At 63.4% G+C, this 14,856-nt stretch carries 16 protein-coding genes and 1 tRNA gene; 12 read left to right on the forward strand and 5 right to left on the reverse strand.

All coding sequences use genetic code 11. From position 1 onward, the window contains the following. Positions 1–9: 9 nt before the first annotated feature. Positions 10–759 (reverse strand): response regulator, encoded by a 750-nt coding sequence (locus tag H6F58_RS09875; protein ID WP_146278109.1) that lies wholly within the window; start codon positions 757–759, stop codon positions 10–12. A gap of 14 nt (positions 760–773) precedes the next feature. After that, entirely contained in the window at positions 774–2,471 is a 1,698-nt protein-coding gene (locus H6F58_RS09880) for a sensor histidine kinase (protein WP_146278110.1), read from the reverse strand. Between the two features lie 179 nt (positions 2,472–2,650). Between H6F58_RS09880 and H6F58_RS09885 the strand changes: the two genes are divergently transcribed. The 3 genes from H6F58_RS09885 to H6F58_RS09895 all read left to right on the forward strand — a co-directional run bounded on the left by H6F58_RS09885 (position 2,651) and on the right by H6F58_RS09895 (position 5,128). Further along, entirely contained in the window at positions 2,651–3,949 is a 1,299-nt protein-coding gene (locus tag H6F58_RS09885) for a cation:dicarboxylase symporter family transporter (protein ID WP_084793153.1), read from the forward strand. 115 nt (positions 3,950–4,064) lie between these two features. Continuing rightward, on the forward strand, positions 4,065–4,688 hold the full coding sequence (locus tag H6F58_RS09890; protein ID WP_206693607.1) for a GDSL-type esterase/lipase family protein: 624 nt from the start codon (positions 4,065–4,067) through the stop codon (positions 4,686–4,688). Further along, entirely contained in the window at positions 4,685–5,128 is a 444-nt protein-coding gene (locus H6F58_RS09895; protein WP_146278111.1) for a cytidine deaminase, read from the forward strand. Before H6F58_RS09890 ends, H6F58_RS09895 begins: the two co-directional genes overlap by 4 nt. A 16-nt stretch (positions 5,129–5,144) precedes the next feature. Here the strand turns inward: H6F58_RS09895 and H6F58_RS09900 are convergent, their stop codons facing one another. The 3 genes from H6F58_RS09900 to H6F58_RS09910 form a co-directional block, all read right to left on the reverse strand. After that, entirely contained in the window at positions 5,145–5,483 is a 339-nt protein-coding gene (locus H6F58_RS09900) for a VOC family protein (RefSeq protein WP_244652534.1), read from the reverse strand. Between the two features lie 107 nt (positions 5,484–5,590). Further along, on the reverse strand, positions 5,591–6,184 hold the full coding sequence (locus H6F58_RS09905) for a TIGR03086 family metal-binding protein (RefSeq protein ID WP_195181684.1): 594 nt from the start codon (positions 6,182–6,184) through the stop codon (positions 5,591–5,593). Between the two features lie 35 nt (positions 6,185–6,219). Further along, positions 6,220–6,600: a hypothetical protein gene (locus H6F58_RS09910; protein WP_195181685.1), complete on the reverse strand. Its 381-nt coding sequence runs from the start codon at positions 6,598–6,600 to the stop codon at positions 6,220–6,222. Positions 6,601–6,825: 225 nt separating this feature from the next. On the opposite strand from H6F58_RS09910, the gene H6F58_RS09915 reads away from it, so the two are divergent. The 9 genes from H6F58_RS09915 to H6F58_RS09955 all read left to right on the forward strand — a co-directional run bounded on the left by H6F58_RS09915 (position 6,826) and on the right by H6F58_RS09955 (position 14,793). Then, positions 6,826–7,683: a ParA family protein gene (locus H6F58_RS09915; protein ID WP_206693619.1), complete on the forward strand. Its 858-nt coding sequence runs from the start codon at positions 6,826–6,828 to the stop codon at positions 7,681–7,683. Continuing rightward, entirely contained in the window at positions 7,683–8,582 is a 900-nt protein-coding gene (locus tag H6F58_RS09920) for a ScpA family protein (protein WP_195181687.1), read from the forward strand. The genes H6F58_RS09915 and H6F58_RS09920 overlap by 1 nt, the downstream gene beginning before the upstream one ends. Then, the gene (gene scpB / locus H6F58_RS09925) at positions 8,575–9,165 is read left to right on the forward strand and encodes an SMC-Scp complex subunit ScpB (protein WP_060701205.1); all 591 of its coding nucleotides are present in this window, start codon (positions 8,575–8,577) and stop codon (positions 9,163–9,165) included. Before H6F58_RS09920 ends, scpB begins: the two co-directional genes overlap by 8 nt. Before the next feature lie 99 nt (positions 9,166–9,264). After that, the gene (locus H6F58_RS09930) at positions 9,265–10,320 is read left to right on the forward strand and encodes a pseudouridine synthase (protein ID WP_060701206.1); all 1,056 of its coding nucleotides are present in this window, start codon (positions 9,265–9,267) and stop codon (positions 10,318–10,320) included. 3 nt (positions 10,321–10,323) lie between these two features. Next, entirely contained in the window at positions 10,324–11,424 is a 1,101-nt protein-coding gene (locus tag H6F58_RS09935) for a prephenate dehydrogenase (RefSeq protein ID WP_195181688.1), read from the forward strand. Further along, positions 11,406–12,101 carry a (d)CMP kinase gene (gene cmk / locus H6F58_RS09940; RefSeq protein WP_195181689.1) on the forward strand — a complete coding sequence of 232 codons (696 nt, stop codon included), beginning with the start codon at positions 11,406–11,408 and terminating at the stop codon, positions 12,099–12,101. Before H6F58_RS09935 ends, cmk begins: the two co-directional genes overlap by 19 nt. A gap of 65 nt (positions 12,102–12,166) precedes the next feature. Further along, positions 12,167–13,699 carry a ribosome biogenesis GTPase Der gene (gene der / locus H6F58_RS09945; RefSeq protein WP_060701211.1) on the forward strand — a complete coding sequence of 511 codons (1,533 nt, stop codon included), beginning with the start codon at positions 12,167–12,169 and terminating at the stop codon, positions 13,697–13,699. A 100-nt stretch (positions 13,700–13,799) separates the two neighbouring features. Next, positions 13,800–13,876, forward strand: a tRNA-Pro gene (locus H6F58_RS09950). Positions 13,877–13,950: 74 nt separating this feature from the next. Continuing rightward, positions 13,951–14,793, forward strand: coding sequence for a PhzF family phenazine biosynthesis protein (locus H6F58_RS09955; RefSeq protein WP_146274774.1), 843 nt, complete (start codon positions 13,951–13,953; stop codon positions 14,791–14,793). The last annotated feature ends 63 nt before the right edge of the window (positions 14,794–14,856 follow it).

Below are 14,856 nucleotides of genomic sequence, written 5' to 3' on the forward strand. Positions count from 1 at the left end.
GCCGGCGGCCTAGCTTCGAGGAGCTGCCCGGTATTCATATTCCGGGCGGCCCCTGGTGCCATGCCGCGGTTGTTTGAGCACTGCCCTGGTCTCGAACAGGTGCTCCAGATAGCGCCGCGCGGTGACCCGCGAGATGCCCAGCTCTTCGCCCAATTCGGTGGCTGAAAAGCAGCGTTCGGCCTGCCGGGCCAGATGCTCGCTGATCTGTGCCAAGGTCTCCGGGATCAGGCCCTTGGGCAGGGAAGCGGAAGCGGTAGATGTGCGCAGCGCGGAAAAGGCGTTGTCCAAGGCGGCCTGGCTGGTGTCCGGCCCGGTGGACCGCATGGTGGAGATGAAGCGGCGGTGATTTTCCAGCTTCTCGCTGAAGGCCGCAAAGGTGAAGGGCTTGATGAGGTACTGGGTGATGCCGGTGGCGACCGCGGAGCGGACCACGGCAAGATCGCGGACCGCGGTGATGGCGATGATGTCGGTGGTCAGGCCCAACCCGCGCATCCGCTTGGCCACGTCGATCCCGTGCAAATCGGGCAAGGTCATGTCCAGGAGGACCAGATCGAAGGCAGCCCCTGAATTCCGGGCGCGTGTGAGCAGGGACAATGCTTCTTGCCCGTTGCTGGCGATCGCGCCGGTCGCGAATCCGGGGACCCGATTAACGTACTTGGCGTGGGATGCCGCGGTTTCGGGCTCGTCGTCGACCACGAGCACAACGATGTCCTCGCTGCTTGAAGACGGGGCGGGTGGGACGATGCGGGGACCTGTCATGGAACTCTCCTTGGCTAGCTGCTGGACTCTAGCGGAAGGGTCACGGTGAAGATCGCCCCGGCATCATTGTCAACATTCATTGTGCCACCTAGGCGCAGCACGGCCTGCTGCACCAGGGCCAAGCCCAGACCGCGCGGCTGTGCCCCCTTTTTGGTGCTCACCCCGAAACGCAGCAGCTGGTCGAGGAATTCCGGTTCAATGCCGGGCCCGGAATCGGCCACGGATATGATCAGCTCCCCATGCCCCGCGGTGACCTCAACCCAGACGGTGGATTCCCTGGTGCCGGCGGAAACATCCAAGGCATTGTCCAAGAGGTTGCCCACGATGGTGACCATATCGCTGGCTGCCACCGCATCTGCAGGGATGAATCCCTGCGCGGTGATATCCAGCTTGACCCCGCGCTCATGGGCTTGGGCGGCTTTGGCCACCAGCAGGCTGGAAAGGTAGGCGTCATCGATGGAATGCACGATGGCATCGGTGAGCTTTTGCGAATGCTGCCGGTCGTCCACCGCAAAGGCCAAGGCCCGCTCGTTCTGGCCATTTTCTATCAGCGTGGCGATGGTGTGCAGCCGGTTGGCATGCTCATGGGTTTGCGCTCGCAGGGCGGTGGAGAAGGTTTTCAGCGACTGGACCTCGCCGGCCAGTTCCTGCACCTCGGTGAGGTCGCGCAAGGTCAGAACCTGGCCGGTAAGCGGCTGCACGCCAAGCCAGCGCCGGGGAGCGCCGCCTCGCCGGGGCAATCCCGCGTTGGTCAAGCGTGCGGGACCTTGGGAAATGGACAGTACGCTGCGGGCTCCCAGATGGATTTCGTCTTTGCAGCTGCGGCCGGTGGCCATGAGCGTGCGCAGGGTTTCGGGCATCTGGACCTGGTCGAGATCCAGGCCATGAGGCGGTACCTCATCGGGCAAATCCAGCAATTTCGCGGCCTCTTGGTTATAGAGTACGATCCGATGCCGCCGATCGAGCAGCACCAGCCCTTCGCGCACCGAATGCAGCGCGGAGAAATAGAAGGCGTAGAGCCGGCGCAGCCCATGCGGGCCGAACCCCAAGGTCGCCTGGTTGACGTAGCGCGAGAAGCACCACGAGGTGAAGCCGGCCAGGATCAGGGCGAGTGCGGAAACCAGCAGGATTTGCGGCACCTCGCTGCGGTAAATCGTCTGCAGGTTTTCCAGGGTGATTCCGGTGGCCACCAGCCCGACAAGCTTTCCGTCGTGGTACACCGGCGCAATGGTCCGCACCGAGCGTCCCAGGGTTCCCAGCGCCACCTCGTTATAAGTGTGGCCGGCGAGCGCCTGCTTGGTGGAACCTGCGTAGTTCTGGCCAATCCGCTCGGGATTGGGGTGGGTGACGCGCTTGGTGTCCGGGGTCATGATCGAAATGAAATCGACTCCTTGGCCGCGGTCCAGGATCTTGTTGGTGTAGGGCTGCAGCAGTTCCGAGGGATGGTCCCCGGCCAGCGCGTTGCCCACGAAAGGGTCGTTGGCCAGCGTAATGGAGATCGTGGCAACGGTGGCTTGCTTGTCGTCGAGGATGACCCGGGCCTGTTGCTGGTAGGTGGAGACCGCCATTCCGATGACCACCAAAATGACCACGAGCATTTGCGCGGCGAAGATCAGCACCGCAAAAGACCATCCGTTGCGGCTCAGGGGAGCGGGGATTGCATCGTTCTGAGCCTCGCGGGGCGAGGACAGGTCAGTGAAGTGGTCTGTCATGTTGCGCTCCTCCTCTTGCGGTGTCTTCCTTTGGAGTGCTATTGCGTGACCAATATGAACGCAATAGAGATGCACATCACCTCGGCGCGCACCATTGAACAGAACGATTCTACGTAATACCGGCTTGGCAAGGACGCCAGGGGCGGTTGCAGGCACTTTTCAAGGGTAGGACTAACCACATGACTGTCACTGACGACATGAAGCCGGGCGGCAACTCAGCCCAGGCCGGAACGAAGAAAAAAGACAAGACCCACTGGCTGTACATCATGGTGATTGCCGCCGTGGTGCTCGGCGCAGCGGTCGGACTGCTCGCCCCGGACCTCGGCAAGGCGCTCAAGCCACTGGGCACCGGTTTCGTGGCATTGATCAAGATGCTGATTGCCCCGGTGATCTTCTGCACCATCGCCCTCGGCGTCGGCTCCATCGCCAAGGCCGCCACGGTCGGCAAGGTCGGCGGCCTGGCGCTGCTGTACTTCATCACCATGTCCACCTTCGCCCTGGCCATCGGCCTGGTCGTCGGCAACATCATCCACCCCGGATCCGGACTGAAGCTCGAGCCTTATGAGGCGAGCACCGGCGGGGGAGACAACGCCACCGTCGCCTTCCTGCTGGAACTGATCCCGGGCGACATCCCGGTGCTGCCAACCCTGGTGCTGGCCCTGCTGGTCGGCTTCGCGCTGCAGTCCATGGGCAAGGCCGGCGAGCCGGTGCTCAACGGCATCAAGCACATCCAGGCCGTGGTCTTCCGCCTGATGATGATGATCATGTGGGTTGCCCCGATTGGTGCCTTCGGCGCCATTGCCGCAGTGGTCGGTGCCACCGGTTGGGCCGCCATCGGCTCCATGGCGATCCTGATGGGCGCCTTCTACCTGACCTGCGCCCTGTTCATCGTCGTCATCCTTGGCACCTTGCTGCGCGTGGTGACCGGTCTGAACATCTTCTTGCTGCTCAAGTACCTGGCTCGCGAATACCTGCTGATCTTCTCTACCAGCTCCTCCGAGTCGGCCCTGCCGCGCCTGATCGCCAAGATGGAGCATGCCGGTGTTTCGAAGCCGGTTGTCGGCATCACCGTGCCAACCGGCTACTCCTTCAACCTTGACGGCACCGCGATCTACCTGACCATGGCTGCCCTGTTCGTTTCGACCGCCATGGGCATGCCGATGAACCTGGGCGAGCAGGTCGGCCTGCTGGTCTTCATGATCGTCGCTTCCAAGGGCGCCGCCGGCGTGACCGGTGCAGGCCTGGCCACCTTGGCCGCCGGGCTGCAGTCGCACCGTCCGGAACTGCTGGACGGCATGGGCGTGATCGTGGGCATCGACAAGTTCATGTCCGAAGCCCGCGCGCTGACCAACTTCACCGGCAACGCCGTGGCCACCTTGCTGATCGGCAAGTGGACCAGGGAAATTGACATGGACCAGGCGAAGGCCGTGCTGGCAGGCAACCGTCCGTTCGACGAAACCAGCGTCGAGGGCCACTAGCCCGCAGTGAAGAATCCGCTATCCGAAGTGCTCGGGTAGCGGATTTTTTGCGTCTTGGAATCTTTGGGAGGATTGGCCTTGGGCGGCGAGAGAGCCAACCGGTCGAGAGGACATCATGGGTGCAGCGCTGCGAGTGTGCTTCGTCGGGGATTCATTTGTCGCGGGAGTCGGCGATGAAACCCACCGCGGATGGGCAGGACGGCTGATCGCCCGGGGAATCGAACGCGGCTACGCGCTCACCGGCTACAACCTCGGGGTGCGCGGCGATACCAGCGCCATGATCAGGCAGCGATTCGAAGCCGAATGCGCTGCGCGTTTTCCGCCAGGGGACCATGCGGTGGGCGTGGTGTTTTCCTTCGGCGTCAACGACGTCATCCGCTGGGGAGCGAAGCCACGAGTGGCAGTCGAAGATCGGATCCCCAACCTTGCGGCAATCCTGGGTGCGGCCGGGGAACGGAACTGGCCGATATTGATGATCGGGCCGCCAGCGATCGCCGATGATGCCTTGAACGCGGAGCTGCTTGAGCTGGACGCGCAGATGCGGGCATTCTGCCGCTCGCAGATGGTGCCGTATCTGGGCGTCCACGAAGACCTGGCCGGCAACGACCTGTGGCGCCGTGAAGTAGCTGCCGATGACGGGGCGCATCCACGCGCCGCAGGATACGACTTGCTGGCCGGTCTGGCCAGCGGGGCCTGGGATGCCTGGCTTCAGGATGTGGCAGCTAGGCTGGAGCCATGAATGCGACACCGCACCAGCTGCACTATCGAGAACTGGCTGATGACGAAAAGGCTCTGGTTGAGCTGGCCCGGCAGATAATCGAGGCCACCACCGATGCGCCCGATGGCGGGGACGGGGTGCACACCATGGGCGCCGCGGTGCTGGCTGCCAATGGCACGATGCACGCGGGCGTGAATTTCTACCACTTCACCGGTGGACCCTGTGCCGAGCTGGTGGCTTTCGGGGCGGCCCGTGCCGCCGGGGCCGTGGATCCGCAGGTGGTAGTTGCGGTGGGCAACGAGGGCCGCGGAATCAAGAACCCGTGCGGTCGCTGCCGCCAAGTGATGGCGGATAACTACCCGCAGCTGAGAGTCATCGTCGATACCCCGAACGGGCCACGCAGCGTCAGCGCCCGCGAGCTGCTGCCGTTGTCATTCGATTGGGCGGCGGAGCAAGCCTGAGTTCCTGAGGCCAGGCTCAGCGCGCGAGGCCGGCCAATGGGGAGGCGAGCACTACCCGGTTGCCGTCGGGATCCTGAAGCTGCAGGATTCGCGCCCCGCCGCCGGGCTGCGGTCCGTAATGCTCGATGCCCGATTCCAGCAGCCGCGACGCCTGGGCGTCGAGATCGGCAACTTCCAAGACCAGGGTGCTGTGCCCGGCGCGTTCGGGTTCGCAGTACACCTGGACGCCGTAGCCCGGGGCCAGATGCCATTCGAGCAATCCGTCCATGGGCCGATGATCGGGGGATCTGCCAAAGAGCCGGGCATACCAGTGCTCGGCGCGGGCCACATCCGATACCGTACAATTGCCGAGCATTCCCGTGAACATCTGCCTCGCCCCTCATGCCGCCTGGTCCTGGTGTGTGGCACCATCTGACCACCTCGGTGCGCCCGGTTCAAGAGCTCCGCCGGATCGAGGGCAAATTATCGGTGTGGGGTCCACGGCACTGGCCGGCCGAGGAACGCCACGAGCCGGTCCAGCGCCGGCGCCTCGTCGCTGACTGGTTGCGGTGGATCGAAGCGCCCGGAGCGCGGAGAATCAGCCAGCTGCCCGCGGGCGAATTCCCATGCCTGCTGCGCCGAGGATTCCAGCACGGGATCATCCTCCAGCGCCTGGCCGGTGGCTTGGGCCAGATCCCAGAGGTGGGCGAGCAAATCGTAGCTGCGGATCTGCAGCCGCTCGAAGCCGGTGGCCGTGCCCATCGGGCTCTGGAAACTTTGTTCAAGCACCCCCGGGGCGCCAAAGGCGGCGAGCAGCAGCTGCGCTGAGCGGGTGTAGGCCCCGGCCGGATCCTCGCCCAGCACATCGGCATCGCGAGAGGGCGGGCGCTGCCCGGACAGCATGGCGGCAAAGACCAGATTCATGCCCACCACATGCTCGAGCAGCTTGCGCACCGTCCAATCGCTGCACGGCGTGGGCGCGTTCCACTGCGTGCCTGCAATGTTCTCGACGAGCCGGCCGCCGAGCTGCAACGAGTGCTCCAGGGAAGCGAGCATGGTCCGGGATTCCTTGTTCATGATGGTTCAAGTCTCCTGCCCAATCCCAGGCGGGGTCAATGGCCTGACGCGGCCAGCAGGTTTTGCAGCCGCGGGCCGAACTGGACTTCATGCTCCAGGGCCATCAGCTCATGGACCGGCAGGTGCAACTGCCGTGCAGCGAGAATCGACTTGATGTACTCCCAGTAATCTTGCTCGGCTTGGGCCCTGGTCGCCCCGGGGCCCGGTTCGTCCGGTCCCGCCACCACCAGTGCGGTTTCGCGAATATCAGCCGGTACCGCCTGCGGCCAGCTGCAGTTGGTGGACCAGCCCCGGTCATCGAGCACGACGACCAGCCGCCCGTCATCCAGCTGTGCCTGGAGCAGCACGGAAACGCTGACTTCCCCGCTCTCCGGCTCGGCCTCGGCCAGGCTGATGAACTTCACAATGGTGCTCATCGTGTCCTTTCGTGAAATGCCAGTGCGCATCCAGCTCGCATACAACATTAGAGCTAAGGTTCAAGGTAAAGGCTCGCCGTGAATGAACCCAAAAAACCGGGATCTTTTGCTTCGACCGATAACCTTGAAATGAGCCTACAGCTCAAAGAATTTGGTGTATCGAACGGGAAGTGTGGTTTACCCATCGTGAGCGAGGAACAGGGAAATAAGCACCGCGGGGCGGGGATGCTCAAGGAGCCTCGTCCGATGGGTCCAACTGGCAAGCCATTGACAGATTTCCCGGTGCCAGCACCGTTGCCTACGCACGGCCCAGCACGCGTGATCGCCATGGTGAACCAGAAGGGCGGCGTCGGCAAGACCACCTCCACCATCAACCTGGCCGCGGCGCTCGCCGAGTACGGCCGCAAGGTGCTGCTGGTGGACTTCGACCCGCAGGGCGCACTGTCCGCCGGCTTCGGCACCAATCCGCATGAAATGGACATCACCGTCTACAACGTGCTGATGGACCGCCAGGTGAAAATCACGGACGCGATCTTGCACACCGATGTGGAAAACATCGACCTGTTGCCAGCGAACATCGACCTGTCGGCCGCTGAAGTGCAACTGGTCAACGAGGTCGCGCGCGAGCAGGTTCTCGAGCGCGCGCTGCGCCACGTGATCGACGACTACGACGTAGTGCTGATCGACTGCCAGCCATCGCTGGGCCTGCTGACCATCAATGCGCTGACCGCCGCCCATGGCGTGATCATCCCCCTGACTGCAGAATTCTTCGCCCTGCGTGCCGTGGCCCTGCTGATGGAAACCATCGACAAGGTCAAGGACCGGCTGAACCAGGTCTTGGAGCTCGACGGCGTGGTGGCCACCATGTACGACGCGCGCACCCTGCACAGCCGCGAAGTGATCACCCGCCTGGACGAGGCCTTCGGCGACAAGCTCTTTGAAACGGTGATCAAGCGAACCATTAAATTCGCCGATGCCAACGTGGCTGCCGAGCCGATTACCACCTATGCGGCCAACCACCCCGGTGCCGAAGCCTACCGCAATCTGGCGCGTGAATTGATTTGGCGCGGTGGCGCCCCGTAATGAGCACCACGCTCACCGAGCAAACCGCCAACGATTCCGCCGAGCCAGCAACAGCTGAGCAGGAATCGTCTGGCGGTTTTCGCCTTGCCCTGGACAATTTCAACGGGCCCTTTGACGTGCTGCTGCACCTGATCACCCAGCGCGAGCTGGACATCACCGAAGTGGCCTTGGCGGAAGTGACCGACGAATTCATTGCCTACCTGCGTGAGCTGCAGGCCAGCGTCGCCGAAGGCAATGACGGGATGAAGGTGCTCGATGAGACCACCGAATTCCTGGTGGTCGCCTCCACCCTGCTGGATCTGAAAGCGGCCCGCTTGCTGCCGCGCGGGGAAATGGCTGATGAAGAGGACTTCGAGCTGCTCGAAGCCAGGGACCTGCTCTTTGCCCGGCTATTGCAGTACAAGGCGTTCAAGCAGGCCGCCGAATTCCTGGGCGAGCGCTACGAGGCTGAAGGTTCGCGCCATCCGCGCGAGGTCTCCCTGGAACCGCAGTTTGCCTCCCTGCTGCCTGAATTGATTTTCAGCATTGGCCCCGACGCCCTGGCAGCCTTGGCGGCCAGCGCTTTGGCGCCGAAGCCTGAGCCGATCACCGAGGTGGGCATCGGCCACTTGCATGGGGCCAATGTCACGATTGCCGATGAAGCCGAGTCCATCACCGCCCTGCTGCAGGAGCGCGGACCGCTGGACTTCCGCGAACTGGTCGCCGACGCTTCAGTTCATCTGGTGGTTGTGGTGCGTTTTCTGGCATTGTTGGAGATGTTCCGGCAACGAGCGATCAGCTTTGAGCAAGAAGACCCGCTCGGCCCGCTGCGGATCGCCCTGGCTTCGGAGTCCTCCTTCGATGCCCAAGCAGTACAAGACGAGTATGAGGGGAGCGGTGGTGAGGTGAATCATGAGTGAGATTGCACCCATTGACCAGCTGCCAGGAGGCCTGGAATCGGGCCTGGAAGCGGTGCTCATGGTCGCTGATATCCCCGTCAGCTCGGGGCGTTTGGCCGAAATCTTCCAGGTGCCGGCAGCGCGAGTTGCCGAAGCTTTGGAGAAACTGGCAACCGAGTATGATGGAAAGGATCGCCCGCGCGGATTTGAACTGCGTCGTGTCGCCTCCGGGTGGCGTTTCTATACGCGCAGCGATTACGCCGATTTCGTCTCCAGCTTCGTGCTCGACGGGCAGAGCGCGCGCTTGTCGCAGGCCGCCTTGGAAACCCTGGCTGTCATCGCTTACCGCCAGCCGGTCTCGCGTGGACGTATTTCGGCGATTCGAGGTGTAAACGTCGATTCTGTGGTGCGCACATTGCTCACCCGCGGATTGATCACGGAGTATCCGGAAACTGGCGATGGCGGTGCAACGCTGTACCAGACCACTGAATACTTCCTGGAACGACTGGGATTGGGCTCGCTAGATGAGTTGCCTGCGCTATCCCCGTATCTTCCTGGGGTGGCCGATCTTGAATCGCTCGATTCGGCAACCTACGACGACTAAGTAGCAGCCAGCTGGCGGCTACAACGGACTAACCACGCGTGAAGCCCCCAATCCATGGGCCCGCGCAGTGAAACGCAACAGCAAGGGACATAGCGAAGCATGAGCAGGGGATCATCCTCCGGCCGCACACCACGCGGCAACAATTCCAATTTTGGCGGAAAGCCAGCAGGCGGACGCGGCAAGCAGCAGGGCGGCAAGTCCTTCGGCGAGAAGCCCCACGACAAGTCGGCCTCGGGCAAGCCAGGCGCCAAGTCGAATTCGGCCAAGCGCAACACCTCGGCCCCGCGCAAGAATTCCGAGCGCGCCTTCGGCAAGGAGCGCTTCGGCAACTCCGTGCCCACCAACTACGCGCGCCCGACCCAGCGCGCCCGCGCCCAGGCCCGTGCCGAGAGCCAGGCCTCCCGCGAAATCAACGGCGAGCAGCAGGACGGCATCCGCCTGCAGAAGGCCATGGCCAACGCCGGGGTCGCATCGCGCCGCGTCTGCGAGGAAATGATCCTCGAAGGCCGCGTCGAGGTCAACGGCAACCTGGTTGTCGAGCTGGGCTCCCGCGTGGATCCTGCCAAGGATTCCATCCACGTCGACGGCATGCGCATCCAGACGAACCAGGCCAACCGCTACTTCGTCTTCAACAAGCCGAAGCACGTGATGTGCACGATGGATGACCCAGAGGGCCGCCGCACCATCGCCGACTACTTCAAGAACGAGCACCACTCGCTGCGCTTATTCCACGTCGGACGCCTGGACTACAAGACCGAGGGCGTGCTGATCCTGACCAACGACGGGGAGCTGGCCAATCGCCTGCAGCACCCGAAGTACGAGGTCCCCAAGACCTACCTGGTGCAGATTCCTGGGCCATTGCCACGCGCGGTGAGCAACCAGCTGCGCGAGGGCATCAAGCTGGAAGACGGCTGGATCAAGGTCGATGACCTGAAGATCATCGCCACCACCCCGAAGCATGTCATGGTCGAGGTCACCTTGCACTCGGGCCGCAACCGCATTGTGCGCCGCATGTTCGACGCCGTGGGCCACCCGGTCCAGCGTCTGGTGCGCGTCGCCGTGGGACCAATCCTGCTCGGCGACCAGAAACAGGGCACCATCCGCTCCCTGGGCAACCAGGAAGTCGGGCATCTGATGGCCATGGTGGGGATGTAGCCCATGCTGTCCTCTCACCTTGCCGGCCCAGTTCTGGTCATCGGCACCGGGCTGCTGGGCACCTCGGTGGGATTGGGCTTGCGCGCCAAAGGCGTGCCGGTCTATCTTGCAGATGTTTCCCCGACGGCCGCTGGGGTTGCCCAGGACATCGGGGCCGGCGTCCTGCTTGAACAGCGCGCCATTGCCCCGGAGCTCGTGGTAATCGGCGCTCCGCCGGATGTCACCGCCGCCCTGGTGGCCGACGCCCTGCTGGCCTACCCCAATGCCACCGTGGTGGATATCGCCAGCGTCAAGGGCTCGATCCTTTCGGCAGTGCTGGCCGATGATCGACTGGGCGAGGCCGAAACCTCCCGCTATGTGGGCACGCACCCGATGGCCGGACGCGAAAAGTCCGGCCCGGCCGCAGCCCGCGGCGAGCTGTTCACCTCGATGCCGTGGGTCATCTGCGCCCATGGCGGCGCGGATCCGGCACGGGTGAAGGTGGCTGAAGCACTGGCCATCGACCTTGGCGCCACGATGCACCGGATGTCGGTGGCCGACCATGACCAGTCGGTGGCCCTCATCAGCCACTTCCCGCAGGCGGCCAGCTCGATGATCGCCTCGCGCCTGCTCAATGCCGAAGCGCACCAGCTGGCCCTGGCCGGCAACGGATTGCGGGACACCACGCGCATCGCCGCCAGTGACGAGAAGCTCTGGATCCAGATCTTTTCGCACAACGCCGAGGCGCTGGTGCCGATCTTGACCGGGATGAAAGAAGACCTGGACCGGCTGATCAACACCCTGCAGAACCCGCAGGGCCCCGGGGCGCTGCTGGATCTCTCCCAGCTGATGACCGAAGGCAACGCCGGCAAGGCCCGGATCCCGGGCAAGCACGGCGCCCCGCCGCAGGCCTTTGCCCTGGTCACGGTGCTGGTGGATGACCGGCCGGGACAGATCGCCCGGTTGCTGGCCGAAATCGGCGAAGCGGGCATTAATATTGAAGATTTGCGCATGGAGCACTCTGCTGGCCATCAGGTCGGCATGGTGGATGTTTCGGTGGTTCCCGGACGCCGGGACGAACTGATTGACGTATTGACCAAGAACGGATGGAAAGTAGCCCAGTGAGCACCTTGAACAACGACCAGCTCGTCATCGCCATCGACGGCCCCAGCGGCTCGGGCAAGTCCTCGGTCTCCAAGGCCGTCGCCCGCGAACTGGGCGCAGCCTACCTGGACACCGGCGCCATGTACCGCGCCATCACCTACTCGGTGCTCGCTGACGGAACGGACCTGTCGGACGCCAACGCCATTGCCCAGGCCGTGCGCGATGCCCAGCTGGAAATTTCGGTGGATCCGGACGCCGAGCTGGTACAGATCGGCGGCGTGGATGTCACCGCCGCGATCCGCGAGCCGCGCATTTCCGAACAGGTCTCCACCGTGGCCACCAACCTGGACGCGCGTGCCGAACTGGTGCGCCGCCAGCAGGAAATCATCAAGGCCAACCTCCGCATTGTTGCCGAAGGCCGCGACATCACCACCGTGGTGGCCCCGGATGCCGACGCCCGCATTCTGCTCACCGCCTCGGAAGAGGCCCGGCTGCGCCGCCGCGGATTGCAGCTGGGCGGCACCCAGAACGATTCGCAGCTGGCCAACCAGGTGCTGGCTCGCGACGCGAAGGACTCCACGGTGGTGAACTTCACCCAGGCTGCCGACGGCGTGATGACCGTGGATTCTTCGGACCTGGATTTTGAACAAACCATCGCCGCGGTGCTTGACGCAATCAGCACCGCAACGAAAAACTAGCCACAAGCTGGTGCCCATCCTCGGCGAGAGCCGATGAAGATTACGATCGCTGTGAAGGGAAAATCATGAGCGAGAACAACTCCACCCACGACGAGGAATACATCCCCGTTGGAGACGACGATATCGCCGAGCGCCTGGCCGAACTGAGCGAGGAAGAAGCCGCCATCCGTGCGCAGGCTTTGCTCAGCGGACTGGAAGACTACGAACTGGACGAGGAAGACTCGGCCCTGCTCGCCGGTCTGGACGACTTTGATGACGACGACGCCGATGTGGTCATTCCACCGGTGCTCGCCGTGATCGGCCGCCCCAACGTGGGCAAGTCCACCCTGGTCAACCGCATCCTGGGCCGCCGCGAAGCCGTGGTGGAAGACACCCCGGGCGTGACCCGCGACCGCGTGTCCTACTCTGCCGAGTGGATGGGCCGCCCCTTCACCATCGTTGATACCGGTGGCTGGGAGCACGATGCCAAGGGCATCCACGCTTCGGTGGCTGACCAGGCGGAAATTGCCGCCGATGTCGCCGATGCGATCCTCTTTGTGGTGGACTCGCATGTTGGCGCCACCGCGACCGATGAGGCCGTGGTCAAGATGCTGCGCAAGAAGGGCAAGCCGGTCTTTCTGGTTGCCAACAAGGTGGACGACTTCAACCAGGAAGCCGAAGCGGCCATGCTCTGGGGCTTGGGCTTCGGCCAGCCCTGGCCGGTCTCGGCGCTGCACGGCCGCGGCACCGCGGACCTGCTGGACGCCGTCATGGAGAAGCTGCCTGAGCATTCCGCCTTTGGCGGCTTGATTCCATCCGGTGGACCTCGCCGCGTGGCCCTGATCGGACGTCCCAACGTGGGCAAGTCCTCGCTGCTGAACAAGCTGGCTGGTTCCGAGCGCGTAGTAGTCGACGACTACGCCGGCACCACCCGCGACCCGGTGGACGAACTGATCGAGCTCGGCGGAAACATCTGGCGCTTTGTCGATACCGCAGGCATCCGCCGCCGCCAGCACATGGCTGTGGGCTCGGATTACTACGCATCCCTGCGCACCCAGACTGCGCTGGAAAAGGCCGAGGTCGCAGTGATCCTGCTGGCCGCCAACGAGATCGTTTCCGAGCAGGACGTGCGCATCATCCAGCTGGCCATCGAGGCCGGCCGCGCGATGGTCATCGTGTACAACAAGTGGGACGAGGTGGACGAGGACCGCCGCTACTACCTGGACCAGGAAATCGACCGCGACCTCGCGCACATCGAATGGGCCCCGCGGGTGAACATTTCGGCTAAAACCGGATGGCACAAGGACAAGCTGGTCCCCGCGCTGAACACCGCCCTGGACTCGTGGGACAAGCGCATTCCCACCGGAAAGCTCAACGCCTTCCTCGGCGAACTGGTTGCAGCCCACCCGCACCCGGTCCGCGGCGGCAAGCAGCCACGCATCCTCTTCGGCACCCAGGCCTCGGCCCGCCCGCCGCGCTTTGTGCTGTTCACCACCGGATTCCTCGATCCTGGCTACCGCCGATTCATCACGCGCCGCCTGCGCGAGACCTTCGGATTTGAAGGAACGCCGATCGAAGTATCGATGCGAATCCGCGAACGACGCGGTCGCAAGCGCTAGAGTTCGAAATTAGCCCTTCACTTGGTGTAGGGTAATAACGGAGCTTTTGCAGACGGCACCCTTGGTTCTCACGACTCGGGGATAACGGCTGCGGAGGCATCGGGCTATGGCGCAGCTTGGTAGCGCGCCTCACTGGGGGTGAGGAGGCCGTGGGTTCAAATCCCGCTAGCCCGACCAAATAGCGCAACCCCGTCGAGACCAGTCTCGGCGGGGTTTTGCGCATTCGGGAACTAGTTCGGAAGGCCAGCCCCATGCAGCGTCGGTTCTACCAGGTTGATGTTTTCAGCGACACTCCCTACAAGGGCAACCCGCTGGGCGTGGTGCTTGACGGACAGGACTTGCAGAAGGAAGCGATGCAAGATTATTCGCTCTGGTCCAATCTTTCCGAAGTCACTTATGTCCTGCCGGCCACCGAACAGCAGGCAGATTTCCGATTCCGCATTTTCGCCCGGCAGCACGAGTACCGTTTCGCCGGGCATCCTGCCCTCGGCACCGCCCGTGCTTGGCTGGAAGCTGGAGGAGTGCCACGCAATCCGCGCCAGCTCGTCGTGCAGTGCGGCGCTGGATTGGTGCCCATCAACATTGATGGGAACTTGCTTTCCTTCGCTTCTCCGCCTGCCATTCGCTCCGGCGAGCTGGAACCCGGGGAACTAGCAGAACTTGTAGGGATTCTGGACATTGATCCAGCCGCAGTCAAGGACGCCCAATGGGTTGACAACGGGCCTGGGTGGGCCGGGATACTGCTGGAAAATTCGGAACAGGTCCTGGATATTGTTCCGAAAATTCCGCAGCGGCCAGGCCGATGGAAGATCGGGGTCTTCGGTGCCCTGCCACAGGAGCGATGGCCAGAAAAGTTTGAAGTCCGGGCGTTGACCATAGAAGACGGGGCATTGCGCGAAGACCCAGTGACTGGAAGCCTGAACGGTGCCGGAACCCAATGGCTTATCGACGCTGGATATGCCAGCGCGCCACTGGTCAACCGCCAAGGCGCAAAGGCCGGACGCGACGGCCAAGTGCATGTGAGCGTGGCCGGCAATCAGCTCTGGGTTGGCGGCGCTACCTCGATATTGATCAGCGGAACCATCGAGCTCTAGCCACAAAAATTCTTGCCAGCTCCAGGCAAGAGGCCTAGCCTTGAAAGATGGGCACGATAATTT

Source organism: Glutamicibacter sp. FBE19, assembly GCF_015524875.1.
Taxonomy (GTDB): domain Bacteria; phylum Actinomycetota; class Actinomycetes; order Actinomycetales; family Micrococcaceae; genus Glutamicibacter; species Glutamicibacter halophytocola.